The organism is Streptomyces panacea (assembly GCF_040560175.1).
Lineage (GTDB): Bacteria > Actinomycetota > Actinomycetes > Streptomycetales > Streptomycetaceae > Streptomyces > Streptomyces panacea.
Genome location: NZ_JARJHW010000153.1, coordinates 1 through 17974 on the forward strand (window position 1 = coordinate 1; position 17974 = coordinate 17974).

Sequence of the window (17974 nt, forward strand, 5' to 3'; positions counted from 1 at the left end):
GCTGCTGGACGCGGCACGGCGCAACATGCGGCAGTACGGCATGCTCATCGCGCTCGCGCTGATCGTCGTGCTCTTCCAGATATGGACCGACGGCGTACTCCTCAAGCCGAACAACGTCACCAACCTGGTCCTCCAGAACAGCTACATCCTGGTGCTGGGCATCGGCATGATGATCGTCATCATCGCCGGCCACATCGACCTGTCCGTCGGCTCCCTGGCCGCGTTCGTCTCGGCCGCGTGCGCCGTGATGATGGTCGAACACGACATCCCGTGGGTGCTCGCGCTCGTGCTCGGCCTCGCCATCGGCGCGGTGGCCGGTGCCTGGCAGGGATTCTGGATCGCGTACGTCGGCATCCCCTCGTTCATCGTCACCCTCGCGGGGATGCTCCTCTTCCGCGGCGGGACACAGATCTTCCTCGGGTCCCGCTCGCTCGGTCCGTTCCCCGAAGGCTTCCAGAAGATCTCCACCGGCTATCTCCCGGAGATCGGACCGGCCACCGACTACCACAATCTGACACTCCTGCTGGGGCTGGCGCTGCTCGCGTTCGCCCTGCTCCAGGAAGTCCGGGACCGCCGCCGCCAGAAGGAGTACGACCTGGAGGTCCTGCCCCGCAACCTCTTCCTCACCAAGTGCGTGGCACTCGCCGCGGCGGTCCTCGCCTTCACCATGACCCTCGCGAGCTACCGCGGCGTCCCGGTCGTCCTGCTCCTGCTCGCCGCGCTGCTCATCGGCTTCGGCTATGTCATGCGCAACGCGGTCGTCGGCCGCCATGTGTACGCGCTGGGCGGCAACCGCGCGGCGGCGAAACTCTCCGGCGTCAAGGACCGGCGCGTCACCTTCCTGGTCTTCGTCAACATGGGCGTGCTGGCCGCACTGGCCGGGATCGTCTACGCGGCGCGCCTCAACGCCGGTGTCCCGCAGGCGGGCGTCAACTTCGAACTGGAGGCCATCGCGGCGGCGTTCATCGGCGGCGCGTCGATGAGCGGCGGCGTCGGCACGGTGTTCGGCGCGATCATCGGTGGTCTCGTCCTCGGTGTCCTCAACAACGGAATGTCCCTGGTCGGCATCGGCACGGACTACCAGCAGGTCATCAAGGGGCTGGTGCTGCTGGCCGCCGTCGGGTTCGACGTCTGGAACAAACGGAGGGTGGGCGCCTGACACCGCGGGGTGGGCGCCTGACGCCGCGACGAGTCCGGGGATCAGGACGCCGGGCCGAGGGGAATCCTCAGTGAGGAGGCGCCCTGGAGGTCGAGCCACGCGGTGTCCGGCCCCCGGACCAGCCGGAGCACCACCCGCGCGCAGTCCGGGCACCGGGCCACCAGACCCGGTGCCCGGTCGTAGACGCGCAGCCGGGCCATCGGGCCCGTGGCGCCGCACCCGGCGCAACGGCCGACGGCGGCGGTCAGGTCGACCGCGAAGATCTCGGAGAGCGGCCCGCCGAGCGCGTTGCCGTCCTCGTACGCCTCGTCCTTCTCGTCCCCTGCGCCGCTCCCATGCGCCTCGTCCCTCTCATGCGCCTCGTCACGAGTCCGGTCGACGTCCATCTCATCCTCCACTGGGGCCGAAGCGTTCGGTCCTGATCCGGTCGGGGGCGTGGCCGAGGCCGGTCAGCAGCGACGCGGCCGACTCGACGAAACCCGTCGGCCCGCACACGTAACACGTGGGTCGCAGCTCCGCCGACCAGCCCGTGCGGACCAGGTCCGCCGTCCGCAACCGGCCCACCGGCCTGGGGTGTCGGGGCGGGGCGGCGCGCGTGTAGAGATACGCCGTGTCGAGACCCGGCGCCCCGTGACGCAGTTCGGGCACATACAGCTGATCGCCCGGCTCGCGTACGGAGTAGAGCAGCCGGAACGGCGCCCGCCCGCCCACGGCGCCGCGCACCCGCACCATCGACATCAGCGGCACCAGCCCGGAGCCACCGGCCACCAGCAGTACCGGCTCGCGCTGCTCCGGCCGCCAGACGAACCAGCCGCCGACCGGACCGCGCAGCTCCACCCGGTCGCCCGGCTCCAGACCGTCCAGCAGATACGGCGAGACCTCACCGTCCGGAACCCGCTGCACCGTCAGCTCGACGCGGTCGCCGTCCGGCGCGGACGCCAGCGAGTAGCTGCGCTGTGTGCTGTAGCCGTCCTCGGCCGTCAGCCGTACGTCGACGTGCTGGCCCGCCAGATGCCCCGGCCAGCCGGGCACGTCGAACACCAGCGTCCTGGCCGTCCGCGACTCGGTGCGCCGGTCGACCAGCTCGGCCACCAGCCAGCGCAGCCGCACGCCCGCCGTGCCCGCCGCCCCAGTCATCAGTCGCCCTGGTACCGCTGCTCGCGCCACGGGTCTCCGTACGAGTGGTAGCCCAGGCTCTCCCAGAACCCCGGCTCGTCGGCCGGCAGCAGCTCGATCCCGCGCACCCACTTCGCGGACTTCCACAGATACAGGTGCGGGACCAGCAGCCTCGCCGGGCCGCCGTGCTCCGGGGCCAGCTCCTCGCCGTCGTAACGGTGGGCGATCCACGCCTTGCCGTCGAGCAGGTCCGCCAGCGGGAGATCGGTCGTATAGCCACCGTAGGAGTGGACGAGGGCGTACTCGGCCGCCGTCTCGACGTCCGCCATGAGGACGTCGAGCGAGACGCCCTCCCAGCGGGTGCCGAACTTCGACCACTTCGTCACGCAGTGCAGGTCGACCGTCGGCGTCTCGCCGGGCAGCGCCATCAGCCGCGCCCAGTCCCAGGTGTGCCGGGTGCCCGTCTCGGTGGTGAGGGTCAATTCCCACTCCTCGCGCGTCACGCGCGGTGTGGGCCCGGCGGAGAGGACGGGAAAGTCGTGGACCTCGTACTGTCCGGGCGGCAGTTCCCGGCCGGGGGCGGGCCTCCGGCCGTGGAATCCGCGCGAGATGATCGCCATGGCGCGACTTCCTTCCTCCGCCCGGACGGTCGAAGGGCACACCGGCGAGCACGGCCGAAAGGCACGGAAGACGCGGCCGGGAGCACGGTCCGGACAGCCTCAGACCAGCGTAGACGCGCGGGCCCGGGGCGGCGACGCGAGACCGGCAGGGGTCCGGCGCCGCCCGGAGCCGTACCGCCTACTCGAACCGCGCGGGGTCGCCCGCCCCCCTGCGCACGATCTCCGGCTCACCGCCGGAGAAGTCGATGACGGTGGTCGGCTCGGTGCCGCAGTCGCCCGAGTCGACCACGACGTCCAGCACGTGATCGAGCCGTTCCTTGATCTCCCAGCCCTGCGTCATCGGCTCGCCGTCGTCGGGCAGCAGCAGCGTGCTGGAGAGCAGCGGCTCCCCGAGCTCGGCGAGCAGGGCCTGGGCGACGACATGGTCCGGGATCCGGACCCCGACGGTCTTCTTCTTCGGGTGCAGCAGCTGACGCGGCACCTCCTTGGTCGCCGGCAGGATGAAGGTGTAACTGCCGGGCGTCGCCGCCTTGATGGCGCGGAACACGTCGTTGTCGATCTGCACGAACTGACCGAGCTGCGCGAAGTTCTGGCAGACGAGGGTGAAGTGGTGCCGGTCGTCGAGGTCGCGGATGGACCGGATCCGGCTGATGCCGTCGCGGCTGCCCAGCTGGCAGCCCAACGCGTAACAGGAGTCCGTCGGGTACGCGATGAGCGCGCCGGACCGGATGCTCTCGGCCACGCCGGTGATGGTGCGGCGCTGGGGATTCTCGGGGTGTACGTCGAAATACTTGGCCATTGGCCGAGCTTAGGGCCTGTCCGGCGGCCCGGACCGCATCGGGAGTGGGTCGTTCCGGAGGTTGACGCGAGCCGCCCGCGGTGGCCGGTTGCCGACGGCGACCACCGGCCGCCGACAGTGGCGTTCGCGGGCCCGCGGGCGGGAGAATCCCCGCGTGAAGATCACCGCTCAGGAGCTGAACCGCTCCACCCTCGCCCGCCAGCTCCTCCTGCGCCGTGAACCGCTCGGCGTCGCCGACGCGGTCCGCGTCGTCGCCCTCCAGGCCCAGCAGGCGGCCTCGCCGTACCTCGCGCTGTGGAACAGGACGACCGACTTCGATCCGGCCGCTCTCGACGCCGCCTTCAACGGCTACGAGGTGGTGAAGGCGACGCTGATGCGGATCACGCTGCACGCCGTCCACGCCGATGACCACCGGACGTTCCGGGAGGCGGTGGAGCCCACGGTGCGGGCCGCCAGGCTCGACAGCCGCTTCACCGCGTCGGGGCTCACCCCGGACGACGCCGATGTGCTCGTCCCCGCGCTGCTGGAGCACGCCGGGCACCCGCGGACCGCCGCCGAGCTGGAGGTGTGGCTGGGGGAGCGGCTCGGCGCGCCGCCCGGCCCCGGGGCATGGCGCGGGCTGCGGGGATACGCACCGCTGCTGCACGCCCCGACCGGGACGCCCTGGTCGTTCGGCTCCCGGCCGTCGTACGTCGCGAGTCCCTGGCCGGCGGTCCGCGACAAGGCGGCGTCCGACGCCGCCCTGCCGAAGCTGATAACGCGCTATCTGGAGGGGTTCGGCCCGGCGTCGGTGGCGGACATGGCGCAGTTCGCCCTCATCCAGCGGGCGCGTGTCAGAGAGGCCCTGAAGGCCCTGGCGGGCGGCCTCGACGTACTGGAGGGGCCGGACGGTACGGAGCTGTACGACGTGCCGGGCGCGTCGCGCCCGGACGGCGACACGCCGGCGCCGCCCCGGCTGATGGCGATGTGGGACAGCACGCTGCTGGCCTACTCCGACCGGAGCCGGGTCCTTCCGCCGGACTACCGCAGGCTCGTCATCCGGATCAACGGCGACGTGCTGCCGACCCTGCTGGTCGACGGGTACGTGGCCGGGGTGTGGCGACCGGTCGCCGAGGGCATCGAGGCACGGGCCTTCCACCCGCTGTCGGAGGAGACCTGGGCGGGTCTCGCGGCGGAGGCCCGGTCGCTGACGGCGTTGCTCGCCGACCGGGAGCCGGGGGTGTACGGCCGGTACGGCCACTGGTGGGCCAAGCTGCCGCCGAGCGCGGAGGTACGGGTCCTGCCGGGGAGGTGAAGGATCTCCGTTGTTCAAAGAATTGGTATGGACCTTTCCTTGGGTGGGCCGCTGCCCGTAGCCTCTGCGCGGCGGTGCCCGTGCAACCGCGCTCTGCGGGAACGCAGTTGTGGATGGACGCCGGTCCCCGTGAACGTCCTGATCCCCCACACCGTTCAGGAGTGAACCTGTGTTGAGAAGAGGCACCACGGCCGTCATGGCCGCCCTGCTGCTCGTCTGCGGACTGCTGGTCGCCGCGCTGCCCGCGGCGGCGGTGGGCCGGGCGGCGGACGAGGCGCGGGCGCCGCACCACAAGCCCCGTTTCGCCGTCAGCGAGGCCCAGTTCGAGCGGATGTTCCCGGACCGGGATCCGTTCTTCACGTACGACGGCCTCATCGAGGCCACCGAGGCGTACCCCGGCTTCGCGAAGACCGGCAGCCGCACCACCCGCAAGCAGGAGGCCGCGGCCTTCCTCGCCAACATCAGCCATGAGACCGGCGGGCTGTTCTACGTGGTGTCGCAGAACCCCGACATGTATCCGATCTTCTGCGACGACACCCAGCCCTACGGCTGCCCGGCCGGGCGGGACGCGTACTACGGGCGCGGCGCGATCATGCTGAGCTGGAACTTCAACTACAAGGCGGCCGGCGACGCGCTCGGCCTCGACCTGCTCAACAACCCGTGGCTGGTCGAGACCGATCCGGCCGTGGCCTGGATGACGGCCCTCTGGTACTGGAACACCCAGTCCGGGCCGGGCACGATGACCGGGCACGACGCGATGGTGAACAGGAAGGGCTTCGGCCAGACGATCTGGAGCCTGAACGGATCCGCCGAGTGCGACGGCGGCAACCCCGCGCAGATGGAACACAGGGTCGAGCTGTACAAGCAGTTCACGCGCGTGCTGCGCACCGCGCCGGGCCGCGATCTGACCTGCTGAGCGGCCGTCGTCCTGGTACCCGGTCCGGCCGCCCGCCGGGCCGGGTACCGGCGTCCGTGTGACCATACGCACGTTGCCTAACGGGGCCCGCATTGCCTAATGTCCGGTTTGTGCTTAGTTTCCGCAGACTGCCGACCTTGGCCGTGGCCGCACTCGCACTCGCCGTGACGGTGCCCGCCTCCGTACTCACCGCCGCCCACGCGGCCGACGGCCCCGCCCGTACCGCGGCCACGCCGGCCGGCGTCGACAGCGCGATGAGCAAGGCGCTCGACGCGCTGCCCGCGGGCGACGGCCGCTACACCGTCGCCGTCGAGGACCTCGACGCCCGGCACACGGCCGTGTACGGCGAGGACACCGGCGCCTTCGACACGGCCAGCGTCGTCAAGGTCGACATACTCGCGGCCCTCCTGCTCGACGCGCAGGACCGCGGAGCGCCCCTCACCGCGCAGCAGAAGAAGCTGGCCGACGCGATGATCCGCAACAGCGACAACGCCGCGACGAACAGGCTCTGGAAGGTGATCGGCGGCACCGACGGCCTGAACGCCGCCAACAAACGCCTCGGCCTGAAGGACACCCGCACCGACAAGGACGGCCACTGGGGCCTGACCCGCACCACCGCGGCCGACCAGATGGTGCTCCTGGAGGCGGTTCTCGGCGACGCCCACTCCCCGCTCACCGAGCCCTCCCGCGGCTATCTGCGCTCACTCATGAGCACGGTCGAGGCGAAACAGCGGTGGGGGATATCCGCCGCCGACGACGGCAAGGCCGGCGCCACACCGGCGCTGAAGAACGGCTGGCTGCCGCGCGGCGAGAAGAAGCTGTGGGACGTCAACAGCATCGGGCGCGTCGAGTACGGGGGCCACACCCTGCTCGTCGCGGTGCTGTCCGACGGGCAGCAGTCCTACCGCTCCGGCATCGCGCTGGTGGAGCGGGCCGCGACCACCGCGGTGAAGGCGTTCGTCGAGGCGGAGCAGCGCTGAGGCACCCCTGGCCCCCGGCCAGGTCGATGTCCGATTGCCGCCGGTGCGGCCCTGCCGGACCGATCATGCTCGGAGCATGACGAACCCGATGACCGTCCTCACCGGCATGTACGCGGCCGAGGCGCGGTACCTGGCGGCCGGCGGGCCGGGCGCCGCCTCGTTCGACGTGCTCGCCCCCTTCTTCTCGCCCGACGTCGTACTGCGTCAGGCCGAGGCCCTGCCGTACGGCGGAACCTGGCGTGGCCACGACGGCATGGAGAGGTTCTTTCGGTCAATGAGCGGCGTGTGGGAGTCCTTCGACATGGTGGAGCAGGAATTCCTCGCCACCGGGGCGCACGGGGGCCCCGCCGTGGTACTCACCCGGGTCCGGGCCCGCGCGCGGGCCACCGGCCGTGAGCTGGCCTTCCCGATCCTCCAGACGGTCACGGTCACCGACGGCCGGATCGCCGAGGTCCGGCCGTTCTACTGGGACACCGGGGCCGTCGCCGACGCTACGCGGCTGCCCTGAGCGGCCCGGGCCGCGGCAGGCTCTCCACCGTGCGGCGGGTCAGCGGCGGGCGAGCTGGCGTTCGCCGCTGGGGCCCGGCTGGTAGGGCAGGCCGTAGTGGGAGAAGACAGCCTGCTCGTCCTCCGCGGGCAGCACGTCGTCCGTGCCCATCGACGGCGCGTCCTTCACGGCGGTCTTCGAGTAGTTGACCCTGACGTACGCCGGCCCCACGACTGCTCCCGCCAGCGGGACGAAGACCAGGCGGCGCCGGGTCGGCACGCCGATCAGCACGGTCGCCACGGCAGGCTCGTCGGTGCGGGTGTCGACGTAGACCGCCTCCAGCGAACCGATCTTGCGCCCCTCGGAGTCGACGACCTCGTGGGTACGCCATTCGCGGATGTCCGCGGAATCGATCATGTCGGCTCTCCTCCTCCGGTCGCCCTCGCCGCCGGGCTCACCGGTGCGGACACCCCGCCCGGTTCCGGTCATGGTCGCCGACCGCGTGCCCGGGTGCCACTCGGGACGGCCGTACGGGCTGGACCGGGCCCGTCAGGACTCCTCGCCGTACGCCAGTTCGCTCGCCAGCAGCGCCGCGCCCACGACGCCCGCGCGCGGACCCAGTTCGGACATGACGATCGGCAGATTGCCCGTGGCGAGGGGCAGCGAGCGTTTGTACACGACGCTGCGGATCTCGGCGAGCAGCGGATAGCCGAGCCCCGTCAGACCGCCGCCGATCACGATCATCGACGGGTTCATGAAACTGACCAGAGTGGCGAGCACCTGCCCCACCCGATGGCCACCCGCCCGGATGAGGTTGACGCAGGTGTTGTCGCCGCCGTCCGCGCACTGCGCGACATCCTGGGCGGTCAACACCCCCCGTTCGGCGAGCCGTTCGGCGAGGGCGGGCGACTGGCCCGACTTCGCGGCCTCCGTCGCGTCCCTGGCCAGCGCCACCCCGCCGAAGTACGCCTCCAGACAGCCGGTGTTCCCGCAGGAGCAGACGGGCCCGTCCGCCTCGGCCTCCACCTGGACGTGCCCGATGTCGCCGGCGCAGCCCTCCGCGCCCCGGTAGATACGGCCGTGGTGCTGCATGCCGGAGCCGATACCGCTGCCGATCTTCACGAAGAGCAGATGGTCGACGGTCCTCGCGACACCGCTGTGCTGCTCCCCGAGGGACATCACATTGACGTCGTTGTCGACCACGACGGGGCAGCCGTGCGCGTGGGCGAGGGTGTCCCGTACGGGGAAGCGGTTCCAGCCCACCATGATCGGCGGCGAGACCGGTACGCCCTCCCGGAAACTGACGGGCCCCGGCAGACCGATACCGATCGCGTCGAGCCGCGTGTAGTGCCCCTGGTCGGCCATCGCGCGCAGCAGTTCGCTGACGCGGCCGAGCACGGCGACCGGGCCCGAGCGGATGTCGGCGGGCTCGGAGATGGAGGCCACCGGCGCGAGCGCGCCGTCGGTGATCTCGATGTCGACGGAGCTGGCGCCCAGATCGACGGCGGCGAACCGCAGACCGGGGTCGAGCTGGACGAGGGTGGAGCGCCGCCCGCCGCGCGACGCGGCGGGGCCCGCCTCGCTGACCCGCCCGGCGGCGACCATGCGGTCGAGTTCGCCGAGCAGCCGCGGACGGGGAACTTCCAGCCGGTCCGCGAGTTGGGCGCGGGACAGCGGGCCGTTGTCTCGCAGCAGACTCAACACGCGGTACTGGATGCTCACGGACTCACTTCCTCTGGACGCCTTCGGACAGCTTTCGGGAGGTGTCGCGCGGCGGAGCGGGGGCGGAGCGCGGGCGTACGGGGCGGTACGCGGGCGGCCCCCGGCAACTTTTTCACAGAACGTCGAAAGTTGCCGCATTGTTGACGGAACTGGGCCCGGCCCCCTCCGCGAGGGAGCCGGGCCCGCGCACAGAACTGCCCCGCCGATGAGAGCGGGGCGTGGCGGCGGGGCAGCCCTGTGAGTCATGGCGTCAGCCGGTGGCGCCTCCCTTCAGCGCCCGGGCGTCCCGTGCCAGGGCCGCGCCCGCCGCGCTGTCCGGCACCAGGGCGGTGTCGGCGGTGTAGCCGGCGAACGACTCCAGTACGGCCGCGGCCTGACTGGTGCGGCCCGCGTCGGCGTGTGCCTCGGCCTGCCCGAGCCGTACGGTCAGCCGCTGCTGTCCCTGTGCCGTGATCAGGCCGTCGGCCCGCAGCTGGGTGATCAGCGCGCGGATGTCCGCGTAGGAGGTACGGGTGGTGAAGGCCACCGTCTTCGTGGTGGTGTTGCCGGCCTTGTCTCGGGCCCTGACCGTGAGGTCGTGGTTCCCGAGCGGCAGTCGCCAGAGTTCCAGCGCCTGGCCGGAGGTGACGGCCTTGCCGTCCACCGTGGCCGTCACGGTCGCCCCGCCGGACACCGCGTCCGTCGCCGAGAAGACCGGCGTCGGGCGCTTGGAGTCCCCGTAGACGCCGTCGGCGTCGATACCGGTGGCGGTCACCGTGGGACCGGTGCGGTCGATCCGTACGGTGAGCGAGCCCACCTCGGAGACGTTGCCGCCGTTGTCGGTCGCCCGGTAACGGACCGTCGTGGCGCCCTCGCGGGACAGCGTGACGGCCGCGTTCGCCGACTGCCACGTGGCCCCGTCGTCGATCGAGTACTGACGGCTGGCGACCGTCCCGTTGTCGGTCGCCGCGACCGCGAGCGTCACGTTGCTGGTGTACCAGCCGTCGTCACCGTTGGGCCGGGGCGGGTTGAGCGTGGCGGTGACCTTGGGCGCGGTCTTGTCCGCGACACCCGCGCCCTGGAAGGTCAGCGAGTCCAGCTCGACACCACCGGAGGTGGTGACGAAGACCTCGCCGGTCCCCGAAGGGGCGTTGCCCAGCGCGGTGGTGACGGTCTGCCAGCCCTCACCGGCCGGTACCGGCACCGTCGCGAACGGCTCCGCGTCCACCGAGCCCCAGCGCAGCGCCAGTGTGCCGGCGCCACTCGCCCGGGTCTTGACCCCGTTGATCCCGGCGAACGACACCGGGTCGTACGCGATCCAGTCACCCGCGTCGAAGGAGGTCAGCTTGCGCTGGCCGGACGCCGTGGTGTCGTCCGCGATCGTGACACCCTCGGCCGAGTCGTAGTGCTCGCCCTGCATCAGCGCCGGGTTGAGCACCACCTGGGCGTCACCGGTGGCCGGCGGCACGCCGCCCGCGCCCTTGTCGGTGTAGGTGATGCCGAGAACGCCGAAGACGTTCTCGGTGTCACCGTGCCCCGCGTCGGCCGGCGTCGCTACGCCGCCCGTGCAACCGGTGCCGCTGTTGACCGGGTGCCCGTGCTGGTTGTGCCCGAGACCGAAGGTCCAGGCGGCCTTGGCGCAGTCCGGCGTGGTGCCGTCCTCCGGGTCCTCGACGGCTATGCCGTACGGCACGGCGTCGCCCCAGTTGAAGAACCCGCCGTCGGGCGGCGAGGTGATCCGTACCGTCGGCGCCGTGTTGCCCACGGTGATCTGACGGCTGGAGAGACCCGACTTGCCCTGCGGGTCGGTGACCTTGAGCCGGGCCTGGAACTGCCCGTTGTCCGGATACGTACGCGTGGTCGTCGGCCCGGTGGCGTCGAACGTGCCGTCGCCGTCGAAGTCCCACTGGTAGGTGAGGTCGCCGTTCTCCGGGTCACTGGAGCCGGTCGCGCTGAACGAGACCTGCAACGGGGCCTGGCCGGACGTCTTGTCGGCCTTGATCACGGCGGTGGGAGCCTTGTTGCCCTCGGCGTAGTCGATCCGGTAGAGACCCGCGTCGGGGTTCTGCCGGAAGAAGCCGTCACCGTAGTCCAGGACGTAGAGCGCGCCGTCCGGGCCGAACTCCAGGTCCATCGGGTTGTCCCACTGCGGGATGCCGTTCTGCGAACGCTGGCTGTTGGGCAGCACGTTCTCCAGCTTGCTCACAGGGCCGTCGGGACCGTCGAGCGTGAACGCGGCCACGTAGTCCTGCGAGAACTCCGCGAAGAACGCCTTGCCGTCCCAGTACTCCGGGAACTTGCCCGGCGAGGGGTTGTCCGCGTCGTAGTGGTAGACCGGACCGCCCATCGGGGCCTGGCCGCCCGGACCACCGGGACCGCGGAAGGCCGTCAGCTCGGGCCACGGCTGGTCGCTGTCCTTGTCGCCGTACCAGAGCGTGGCCGGCGCGGACGGGGGCAGCTCGGTGAGGCCGGTGTTCCAGCGGGAGTCGTTGACCGGCTTCGCGCAGTCGAAGGCGGGGCCGGGCGTGAGGGTGGCGAAGTCGAAGTCCCGGTAGGGCTTGGTGTTGTCACCCGTGCAGTACGGCCAGCCGCCGTTCAGCGGCTTGGTCGTGGTCTGCCACTCGACGTAACCCATCGGGCCGCGGTTCGGGTCGGCGGTGCCGGCGTCGGGGCCGTAGTCGCCCCACATGACGGCGTCGGTCTCACGGTCCACCGCGAGCCGGAAGGGGTTGCGCAGACCCATCACGAAGATCTCGGGGCGGGTCTTGGCCGTGCCCGGCTCGAAGAGGTTCCCGTCCGGGACGGTGTAGCTGCCGTCCTCCTGGACGGCGATCCGCAGGATCTTGCCCCGCAGGTCGTTGGTGCTGCCTGCGCCACGGCGCTCGTCGAGACCCGGGTTGAAGCCGGCCGCGTCGTTGATCGGCGTGTAACCGTTGACGTTCGGGCCCGACGCCGGGGTGTTGCCGCCGGTCGCGAGGTAGAGATTGCCCTTGCTGTCGAAGTCCACGTCACCCGCGACATGGCAGCACTGGCCGCGGTTGGCGTCGACCCGGATGATCTCCTGGGCGGTGGAGAGGTCGAGCTTGTCGCCGGTCCACTTGAAGCGGGTCAGGGTGTCGTACCCCTCCCACTGCTTCCAGTACGCGTCGGTCTGCCCCGCGGGCAGCGTCTGCGGCGCGGAGCCGGCCGGGGTGTTCAGCGGCGGCGAGTAGTAGAGGTAGACCCACTTGTTGGTGGCGAAGTCCGGGTCCAGCGTGACCGTTTGCAACCCCATCTCGGAGTTCTGGTACACGTCGACGTGGTTGACGACCTTCGTGACACCGGTGCCGGGGTCGGTGAGCCGCACGTCGCCGTTGCGGGCGGTGTGCAGGACACGGTTGTCGGGCAGCACGGCGAGGTCGATCGGCTCGCCGGTGTCCTTCGTCAGGGTGACTTTCTCGTAGTTCGACCAGTCCAGGGCGTGTTCGTGGCCCGGGTGTGCCTGGGCGGCGGGCGCGACGGCCACACCGCCCAGCGCGGGCAGTGCCACGAGCAGGACCCCTGTGATCATGCGTCTCAGGGTGCGGTGCACGGTGATACGTCTCCTCGATCGCTGGCGGTAGGGGAGCGGACGGAACACAGCGAGGCGCCTCCGCGCGCGGAGGCGCCTCGTGTGCTCTTCGGGGGAGGCTCGCTCAGCCGAGGAGTCCCTTGAGTGCCGTGAAGCTGCGCTCGGCCGCACCGAGCGAACCGGGCGGGTTCGGCAGGGTGTTGGGCGCGGTGTCCTGCTCCCAGATACCGACGTGCGAGGCGCGCGGCCCGATGTCGCGGACGAACTTCTCGTAAGGGAGGTCTCCGGCACCGAACTCGACGATGTCGAAGCCGTTGGCGTTCGCCGAGTTGGCGTCGCCGTCCTTCATGTGGAACAGCGGGTAGCGGTACGGCTGGTTGCGCACGTACGCGGCCGGGTCGAACCCGGGGTAGCGGTACTGGCCCACGTACGCCCAGTAGATGTCCAGTTCCAGATAGACGTGGCGCGGGTCGGTGTTCTTGAGGAACACGTCGTACAGCCGGACCGACGGCTGGTCGGTGGCGAACGCGAACTCGCCCGCGTGGTTGTGCTGGTAGAGCTTCAGACCGCGCGCGGTCGCCGCGGCGCCCCAGACGTTGAACTCGTCGGCGGCGGCGCGGTAGCCCGCGACGGTGTTGACGTTCGTCGGCGCGTTGGCGGTGCCCACGTGCGGCATGCCGAGGATCTGCGCGGCGTCCAGCTCGCCCTGGAGGTTGGAGCGGAAGTTGCCGATGCCGACGTGGCTGCCGACCGCGCGCAGGCCGTTGTCGTCGAGCAGCTTGCGGATCTCCTGGAGGGTGATCTGCCGGCCCAGGATGGAGGTGCTCTGGGTGTATCCGGCGAACTCGATCTCCTTGTAGCCGATCCGGGCCAACTCGGTGAGGACGACGGCGAAGCCGAGTGCGCTGACCTTGTCGCGGATGCTGTAGAGCTGGATGCCGATCCGGTCCTTGGGGATCGACAGATTGCTCGGCGCGGCGGCGGCGGAGGTCGCGGCGGCCCCGGTGACGGAGGCGGCGGCGAGGGCCACGGTGGTGCCGGCGGTGGCGCGCAGGAAGTCCCTGCGATCGAAGGACTTGTGAATGTGGCTCACGGTCACTCCTGGGAATGAGGAGAAGAGGGTACGAACCGGGGCGCGCGCGGCCGGAGTACTGCTCTCGGCGGTGCGCGCCACGACGGCGGAGGGTGACTGCTGTGCCGGCGGGAGGGGAAGCGCCGAGCGGTGCGTTGGTGCGAGCCGCGTTGGTGCGCGGTCGCGGGGGTTCGCAGGTACGGCGACGGGGGCGGTCGCCGTCACCCGCTGGTGTCGCGGCGGGTGCCGCTGGGCGTCAGAGGCGGGACTTGCCGGCCTCGTGGGCGTCGGCCTTCGCGGCCGCGGCACGCTCGGCGACCTTCTCGGCCAGCTCGGCGCCACGGTCCTGCGGCGCGGCCTTCTTGGCGGAGCGGGCGGCGGACGCGGCGGCGGTGTCCCCGGTGACGGCGCCGCGGATACGCGCCAACTCGCCTACGACCAGGACGGGGTTGTTGCCGGTCGCGGTGAGTCCACCGCGCACGATCGCGTTGTCGAGCACGGAGTTCGCGGTGTTGTCGGTGACGACCAGGTTGCCGCCGAAGTACGAGGCGCCCGCGCAGGATCCGAGCAGGCCCTCGCCGCCGATCTGGAGGTTGTCGGCGTTGCCCGAGTACGTCGCGACGCCGTACACCTCGCTGGCGCAGAACACGCCGCCCAGGGTGTTCCCGTTGACGGTGAGCGCGCCCTTGACGGTGGAGTCGTACACGTCGGTGTACTGGTTGCCCTCGCCCGTCAGCGCCGCGTTGAGGGTGCTGCCGGAGACGTACAGCTCGCCGTTCTCGGTGGTGACGTTCCCGCCGAGCGTCGAGTCGACCGCGTAGACGAATCCCTCGGTGGCGTCGACCGCCTTGAGGTTGCTCTTCTCCAGGTGCGTGCCGAACGCGGATTCGGTCGTCAGCGCGCCCTTGACGGTGGTGTCGGTCAGGTCGAGGTAGGCGTTCTCCTCGACGTTGACCGCGCCGTTGAAGGTGGCGCCCGCCGCGACGAGGTCGGCGCCGGCCTCGACCGTCACCGAGCCCTTGACCTTGGTGCCGGTGAGGGTGCAGGACTTCCCGGCCGGGACGACCAGGTCGTTGCTGACGGTCACGGCGCCTCCGTCACCGACACAGGTGGTGTAGAGGGCGGCCTGGGCGGAGCCGGAGAAGGCCACCAGGCTCCCGGATGCCACCAGTGAGGCCGTCGCGATGAACGTACGGATCTTCATGTCGCTTCCCTTCAGCTGCGGTCACGGCAGAGTCGGTGACCCGGCCGGTTGCCCCGTCCTGCGACGGGGGTGCTGCACGGTGCGTGTGCGACGACCGTCGTGACGGCGGTCGGCGCAGCGCCTCGTGACGGGCGGTGGCCCGGCCATGGGGGGAGAGACGTGGAAAGACTCGTGAGGTGAACGGCGTTCGGGTGAACGCCGATCGGCTGCGGTGTTACCGCGACGAAACAATGTCTCGGTGGGCCGAGACATTAGAGCGCCGCGTGAAGACTGTCCAGAGGTTCGGTACGAATCTCTGGAACTTTCTAATGATTCATCAAAAGGTGTGCCGTGCCGGTGCGAGGGGCGACGGAACGCCCGGGGGGCGGGGCCCTGTCCGGCGGAGAGCGCGCAACGGCGCGACTGGGAGCCCGCGTTCGCGGACGCGAAGGGAATGGGTGCTCGGAGGGGTCCGGCCTCGCCGTGGGCGGACTACCGCCGCGCGGGCCGGGGTGCGGGCCGCGACGAGGGCCGGGGCGCGGACCGGGGTGCCTGCTGGGACGCGGGCTGGGGTCCGGGCTGGGGCGCGAGCGCGCGCGCCTCGTCGTACGCCTCGCGGGCCGTGAACACCGCCTCCAGCCGCCGTTCCGTCCAGCGCGCCAGCCCCCACACCTGCTCGGCCGCCTCGCGGCCCAGATCGGTGAGGGTGTAGTCCACGCGCGGCGGGATGACCGGCTTGGCGTCGCGGTGGACGAAGCCGTCCCGCTCCAGGGTCTGAAGGGTCTGGGCGAGCATCTTCTCGCTGACACCGTCGACCGCGCGGCGCAGTTCACTGAAGCGGTACGAGCGCTCCAGCAGAGCGGCCAGCACCAACACGCCCCAACGGCTGGTGACATGTTCCAGTACGAGCCGGGAGGGGCACATCCGCCGGTTGACGTCGGGAGTGGGGATGCTTTCGTCCATTCCGGTACCTTACTTCAAGGTGGGTACTTCCTGTGAGTAAGTGTGGAACATATCGTTGATCCAGCGAGTCACGAACCAGTGCCAAGCTTGGCAAATCACACGAAATGGATTGGGCGCCTCATGAGTATCGTCGTCACCGGAGCGACCGGACACCTCGGCCGTCTCGTCATCGAATCCCTGCTGGCCGCCGACGTGCCGGCCGGTGAGATCGCCGCCGTCGCGCGGGACAGGGAGAAGGCCGCGCCCTTGGCGGCGCTCGGTGTCGAGGTGCGGATCGCCGACTACGACAGGCCCGAGACGCTGGCGGACGTCTTCCGGGCCGGCGACCGCGTCCTGCTCGTCTCCGGCAGCGAGGTCGGCCGCCGCGTACCGCAGCACACCGCCGTCATCGACGCCGCGCGGGCGGCGGGCGTCGCGCAACTCGCGTACACCGGTGTACTGGGCGGCCCCGACGCCGACTTCGAACTGGCCGCCGAGCACAAGACCACCGAGCGGCTGATCCTGGACTCCGGGCTGCCGTACACCTTCCTGCGCAACGGCTGGTACACCGAGAACTACACCGAGAACCTGGCCCCCGTGCTGGAGCACGGCGCCGTCGTGGCCGCGGCGGGCGAGGGCCGCGTCGCCAGTGCCACCCGCGCGGACTACGCGGCGGCGGCCGCCGCCGTACTGACCGGCGAGGGGCATCTGAACACGGCGTACGAGCTGTGCGGCGACACCGCGTGGTCCTTCACCGAGTACGCGGCGGAGCTGTCGGGGCGGACCGGCCGGACGATCGCGTACAACAACGTCCCCGGCGAGACGCTGCTGGGCATCCTCACGGGCGCCGGTGTGCCCGAGGCGATGGCCGGGATCCTGGTGGACGTGGACAAGGCCATCGAGCGCGGACTCCTCGTCGGTACGACGGGTGACCTGTCCCGCCTGGCGGGCAGGCCCACGACGCCGCTGGCCGAGTCGGTCGCCGAGGCGCTCAAGGCCTGACGCGCTGTCCGCGACCGTGGGCCGGGCGGACCCGCGCTGCCCACGGTCGCGCTCGGACTCGTACGGGCGGACTCGGGGTACGGGCGGGTTTACGCGAGCGGGCTCGCGGCGTCCGGCTCATGGCGTCCCGCTCACGGTGTCGTCGCGAACGCGTCCACCCCGGTCAGCTCCGCCGACAACCGCCACAGCCGCGCGGCCTGTTCGGGGTCGGTCGCCCAGGCGTTCACCCCCCTGCCCAGCACGGTGCCCGGGGCCGCCGGCCCGGCGATGTCGCAGTCCTCGCAGTACACCCCGCCCATGCCGGCCAGCTGCGGCGACGTCGCCGCCCAGACCTGCGTCGCGGCGCCCTCCTCGGGGGTCTTCCAGCCGGCGTTCGTCGGGCTGGCGTCGATCGTCGTCGACAGATCCGCCAGCTCCGACTCGGACATGTGGCGTCCCAGTGAGGTGGCGATGGTGCCGGGATGCAGCGAGAAGGCCCGCACCCCGGAGCCCCGCCCTAGCGCGTCCAGTTGAACTGCGAACAGCGCGTTGGCGGTCTTCGCCTGCCCGTAGGCCCGCCACTTGTCGTAGCCCTGCTCGAAATGCACGTCGTCCCAGCGCATGGGCGAGAGCTGGTGACCGTTGGAGGAGACCGACACCACGCGCGCCCCGCCGCGCTCGATCGCCGGCCAGAGCCTGTTCACGAGTGCGAAGTGGCCGAGGTGATTGGTGACGAACTGCGCCTCCCAGCCGGGTCCGACGCGTGTCTCCGGGCTGGCCATGATCCCGGCGTTGTCGATCATCAGGTCGATGCCGCGGCCGGAGGCGAGAAACCGGTCGGCGAAGGACTCGACGCTGACCAGATCCGTCAGATCCAGCTCGTCGACCTCCACGCCGTCGATCCCGTCGACCGCTGCCAGTGCGGTCGAGCGCCGCCGCGCGGGAACGACCACGCGCGCTCCGGCGCCGGCGAGTGCCTTCGTGGTCTCCAGGCCGAGTCCCGAGTAACCACCGGTGACGACCGCGAGCCGGCCGGACAGGTCGATGCCCCGCAGGACGTCGCCCGTGGTGGTGCGGGCTCCGAATCCGGAGCCGATCCGATGCTGTTGAGTGGTCATGGATCGAAGCTACGAGTTGGAGCGCGCCCGAAGTCAACTCCCACGCGGTCGGTGAT

The 17974-nt window shown here is 71.1% G+C and carries 16 protein-coding genes and 1 pseudogene; 6 read left to right on the forward strand and 11 right to left on the reverse strand.

The window, feature by feature from the left end:
• A partial coding sequence (gene mmsB, locus P3L51_RS27580; RefSeq protein ID WP_354608012.1) for a multiple monosaccharide ABC transporter permease occupies positions 1 to 1159 on the forward strand: 1159 nt, incomplete at its 5' end.
• 41 nt (positions 1160 to 1200) lie between these two features.
• Here the strand turns inward: mmsB and P3L51_RS27585 are convergent.
• The 4 genes from P3L51_RS27585 to P3L51_RS27600 all read right to left on the reverse strand — a co-directional run bounded on the left by P3L51_RS27585 (position 1201) and on the right by P3L51_RS27600 (position 3694).
• Positions 1201 to 1545 carry a DUF6510 family protein gene (locus P3L51_RS27585; protein ID WP_354608013.1) on the reverse strand — a complete coding sequence of 115 codons (345 nt, stop codon included), beginning with the start codon at positions 1543 to 1545 and terminating at the stop codon, positions 1201 to 1203.
• 1 nt (position 1546) lies between these two features.
• Positions 1547 to 2296, reverse strand: coding sequence for a ferredoxin reductase (locus tag P3L51_RS27590; RefSeq protein WP_354608014.1), 750 nt, complete (start codon positions 2294 to 2296; stop codon positions 1547 to 1549).
• Positions 2296 to 2895: a molybdopterin-dependent oxidoreductase gene (locus P3L51_RS27595; protein WP_354608015.1), complete on the reverse strand. Its 600-nt coding sequence runs from the start codon at positions 2893 to 2895 to the stop codon at positions 2296 to 2298. The genes P3L51_RS27590 and P3L51_RS27595 overlap by 1 nt, the downstream gene beginning before the upstream one ends.
• 178 nt (positions 2896 to 3073) lie before the next feature.
• Positions 3074 to 3694: an L-threonylcarbamoyladenylate synthase gene (locus tag P3L51_RS27600; RefSeq protein WP_354608016.1), complete on the reverse strand. Its 621-nt coding sequence runs from the start codon at positions 3692 to 3694 to the stop codon at positions 3074 to 3076.
• A gap of 154 nt (positions 3695 to 3848) precedes the next feature.
• Between P3L51_RS27600 and P3L51_RS27605 the strand changes: the two genes are divergently transcribed.
• The 4 genes from P3L51_RS27605 to P3L51_RS27620 all read left to right on the forward strand — a co-directional run bounded on the left by P3L51_RS27605 (position 3849) and on the right by P3L51_RS27620 (position 7392).
• Positions 3849 to 4988 (forward strand): winged helix DNA-binding domain-containing protein, encoded by a 1140-nt coding sequence (locus P3L51_RS27605; protein ID WP_354608017.1) that lies wholly within the window; start codon positions 3849 to 3851, stop codon positions 4986 to 4988.
• Between the two features lie 196 nt (positions 4989 to 5184).
• A complete protein-coding gene (locus P3L51_RS27610; protein ID WP_435594535.1) occupies positions 5185 to 5904 on the forward strand; it encodes a chitinase in 720 nt (239 codons plus the stop codon).
• A 143-nt stretch (positions 5905 to 6047) separates the two neighbouring features.
• Entirely contained in the window at positions 6048 to 6884 is an 837-nt protein-coding gene (locus P3L51_RS27615; RefSeq protein ID WP_354608027.1) for a serine hydrolase, read from the forward strand.
• A 76-nt stretch (positions 6885 to 6960) separates the two neighbouring features.
• Positions 6961 to 7392 carry a nuclear transport factor 2 family protein gene (locus tag P3L51_RS27620; RefSeq protein WP_354608018.1) on the forward strand — a complete coding sequence of 144 codons (432 nt, stop codon included), beginning with the start codon at positions 6961 to 6963 and terminating at the stop codon, positions 7390 to 7392.
• 39 nt (positions 7393 to 7431) lie between these two features.
• Here P3L51_RS27620 and P3L51_RS27625 read toward each other — a convergent pair whose 3' ends face one another.
• The 6 genes and pseudogenes from P3L51_RS27625 to P3L51_RS27650 all read right to left on the reverse strand — a co-directional run.
• Positions 7432 to 7788, reverse strand: a complete 357-nt coding sequence (locus P3L51_RS27625) for a PRC-barrel domain-containing protein (protein ID WP_354608019.1) — start codon at positions 7786 to 7788, stop codon at positions 7432 to 7434.
• A 132-nt stretch (positions 7789 to 7920) separates the two neighbouring features.
• Complete coding sequence (locus P3L51_RS27630; RefSeq protein WP_354608020.1) at positions 7921 to 9093, reverse strand: ROK family transcriptional regulator; 1173 nt, start codon at positions 9091 to 9093, stop codon at positions 7921 to 7923.
• Positions 9094 to 9343: 250 nt separating this feature from the next.
• Positions 9344 to 12622, reverse strand: coding sequence for a PQQ-dependent sugar dehydrogenase (locus tag P3L51_RS27635; RefSeq protein ID WP_354608021.1), 3279 nt, complete (start codon positions 12620 to 12622; stop codon positions 9344 to 9346).
• 124 nt (positions 12623 to 12746) lie between these two features.
• On the reverse strand, positions 12747 to 13715 hold the full coding sequence (locus tag P3L51_RS27640) for a sugar phosphate isomerase/epimerase family protein (RefSeq protein WP_354608022.1): 969 nt from the start codon (positions 13713 to 13715) through the stop codon (positions 12747 to 12749).
• 235 nt (positions 13716 to 13950) lie between these two features.
• The gene (locus tag P3L51_RS27645) at positions 13951 to 14898 is read right to left on the reverse strand and encodes a hypothetical protein (RefSeq protein WP_354608023.1); all 948 of its coding nucleotides are present in this window, start codon (positions 14896 to 14898) and stop codon (positions 13951 to 13953) included.
• Positions 14899 to 15468: 570 nt separating this feature from the next.
• Positions 15469 to 15840: pseudogene (locus P3L51_RS27650) on the reverse strand (winged helix-turn-helix transcriptional regulator); the annotation flags it as partial.
• Between the two features lie 120 nt (positions 15841 to 15960).
• On the opposite strand from P3L51_RS27650, the gene P3L51_RS27655 reads away from it, so the two are divergent.
• On the forward strand, positions 15961 to 16821 hold the full coding sequence (locus P3L51_RS27655; protein ID WP_354608024.1) for an SDR family oxidoreductase: 861 nt from the start codon (positions 15961 to 15963) through the stop codon (positions 16819 to 16821).
• Between the two features lie 131 nt (positions 16822 to 16952).
• Here the strand turns inward: P3L51_RS27655 and P3L51_RS27660 are convergent, their stop codons facing one another.
• A complete protein-coding gene (locus tag P3L51_RS27660; RefSeq protein ID WP_354608025.1) occupies positions 16953 to 17918 on the reverse strand; it encodes an SDR family NAD(P)-dependent oxidoreductase in 966 nt (321 codons plus the stop codon).
• Between the last annotated feature and the right edge of the window lie 56 nt (positions 17919 to 17974).

Bases quoted from the DNA above. Each gene is read 5' to 3' on its own strand.
- P3L51_RS27660 (WP_354608025.1), bottom strand. From the start codon at position 17,918: ATGACCACTCAACAGCATCGGATCGGCTCCGGATTCGGAGCCCGCACC.
- P3L51_RS27620 (WP_354608018.1), top strand. From the start codon at position 6,961: ATGACGAACCCGATGACCGTCCTCACCGGCATGTACGCGGCCGAGGCG.
- P3L51_RS27645 (WP_354608023.1), bottom strand. From the start codon at position 14,898: ATGAAGATCCGTACGTTCATCGCGACGGCCTCACTGGTGGCATCCGGG.
- P3L51_RS27655 (WP_354608024.1), top strand. From the start codon at position 15,961: ATGAGTATCGTCGTCACCGGAGCGACCGGACACCTCGGCCGTCTCGTC.
- P3L51_RS27625 (WP_354608019.1), bottom strand. From the start codon at position 7,788: ATGATCGATTCCGCGGACATCCGCGAATGGCGTACCCACGAGGTCGTC.
- P3L51_RS27590 (WP_354608014.1), bottom strand. From the start codon at position 2,296: ATGACTGGGGCGGCGGGCACGGCGGGCGTGCGGCTGCGCTGGCTGGTG.
- P3L51_RS27635 (WP_354608021.1), bottom strand. From the start codon at position 12,622: ATGATCACAGGGGTCCTGCTCGTGGCACTGCCCGCGCTGGGCGGTGTG.
- P3L51_RS27595 (WP_354608015.1), bottom strand. From the start codon at position 2,895: ATGGCGATCATCTCGCGCGGATTCCACGGCCGGAGGCCCGCCCCCGGC.
- P3L51_RS27600 (WP_354608016.1), bottom strand. From the start codon at position 3,694: ATGGCCAAGTATTTCGACGTACACCCCGAGAATCCCCAGCGCCGCACC.
- P3L51_RS27585 (WP_354608013.1), bottom strand. From the start codon at position 1,545: ATGGACGTCGACCGGACTCGTGACGAGGCGCATGAGAGGGACGAGGCG.
- P3L51_RS27610 (WP_435594535.1), top strand. From the start codon at position 5,185: ATGGCCGCCCTGCTGCTCGTCTGCGGACTGCTGGTCGCCGCGCTGCCC.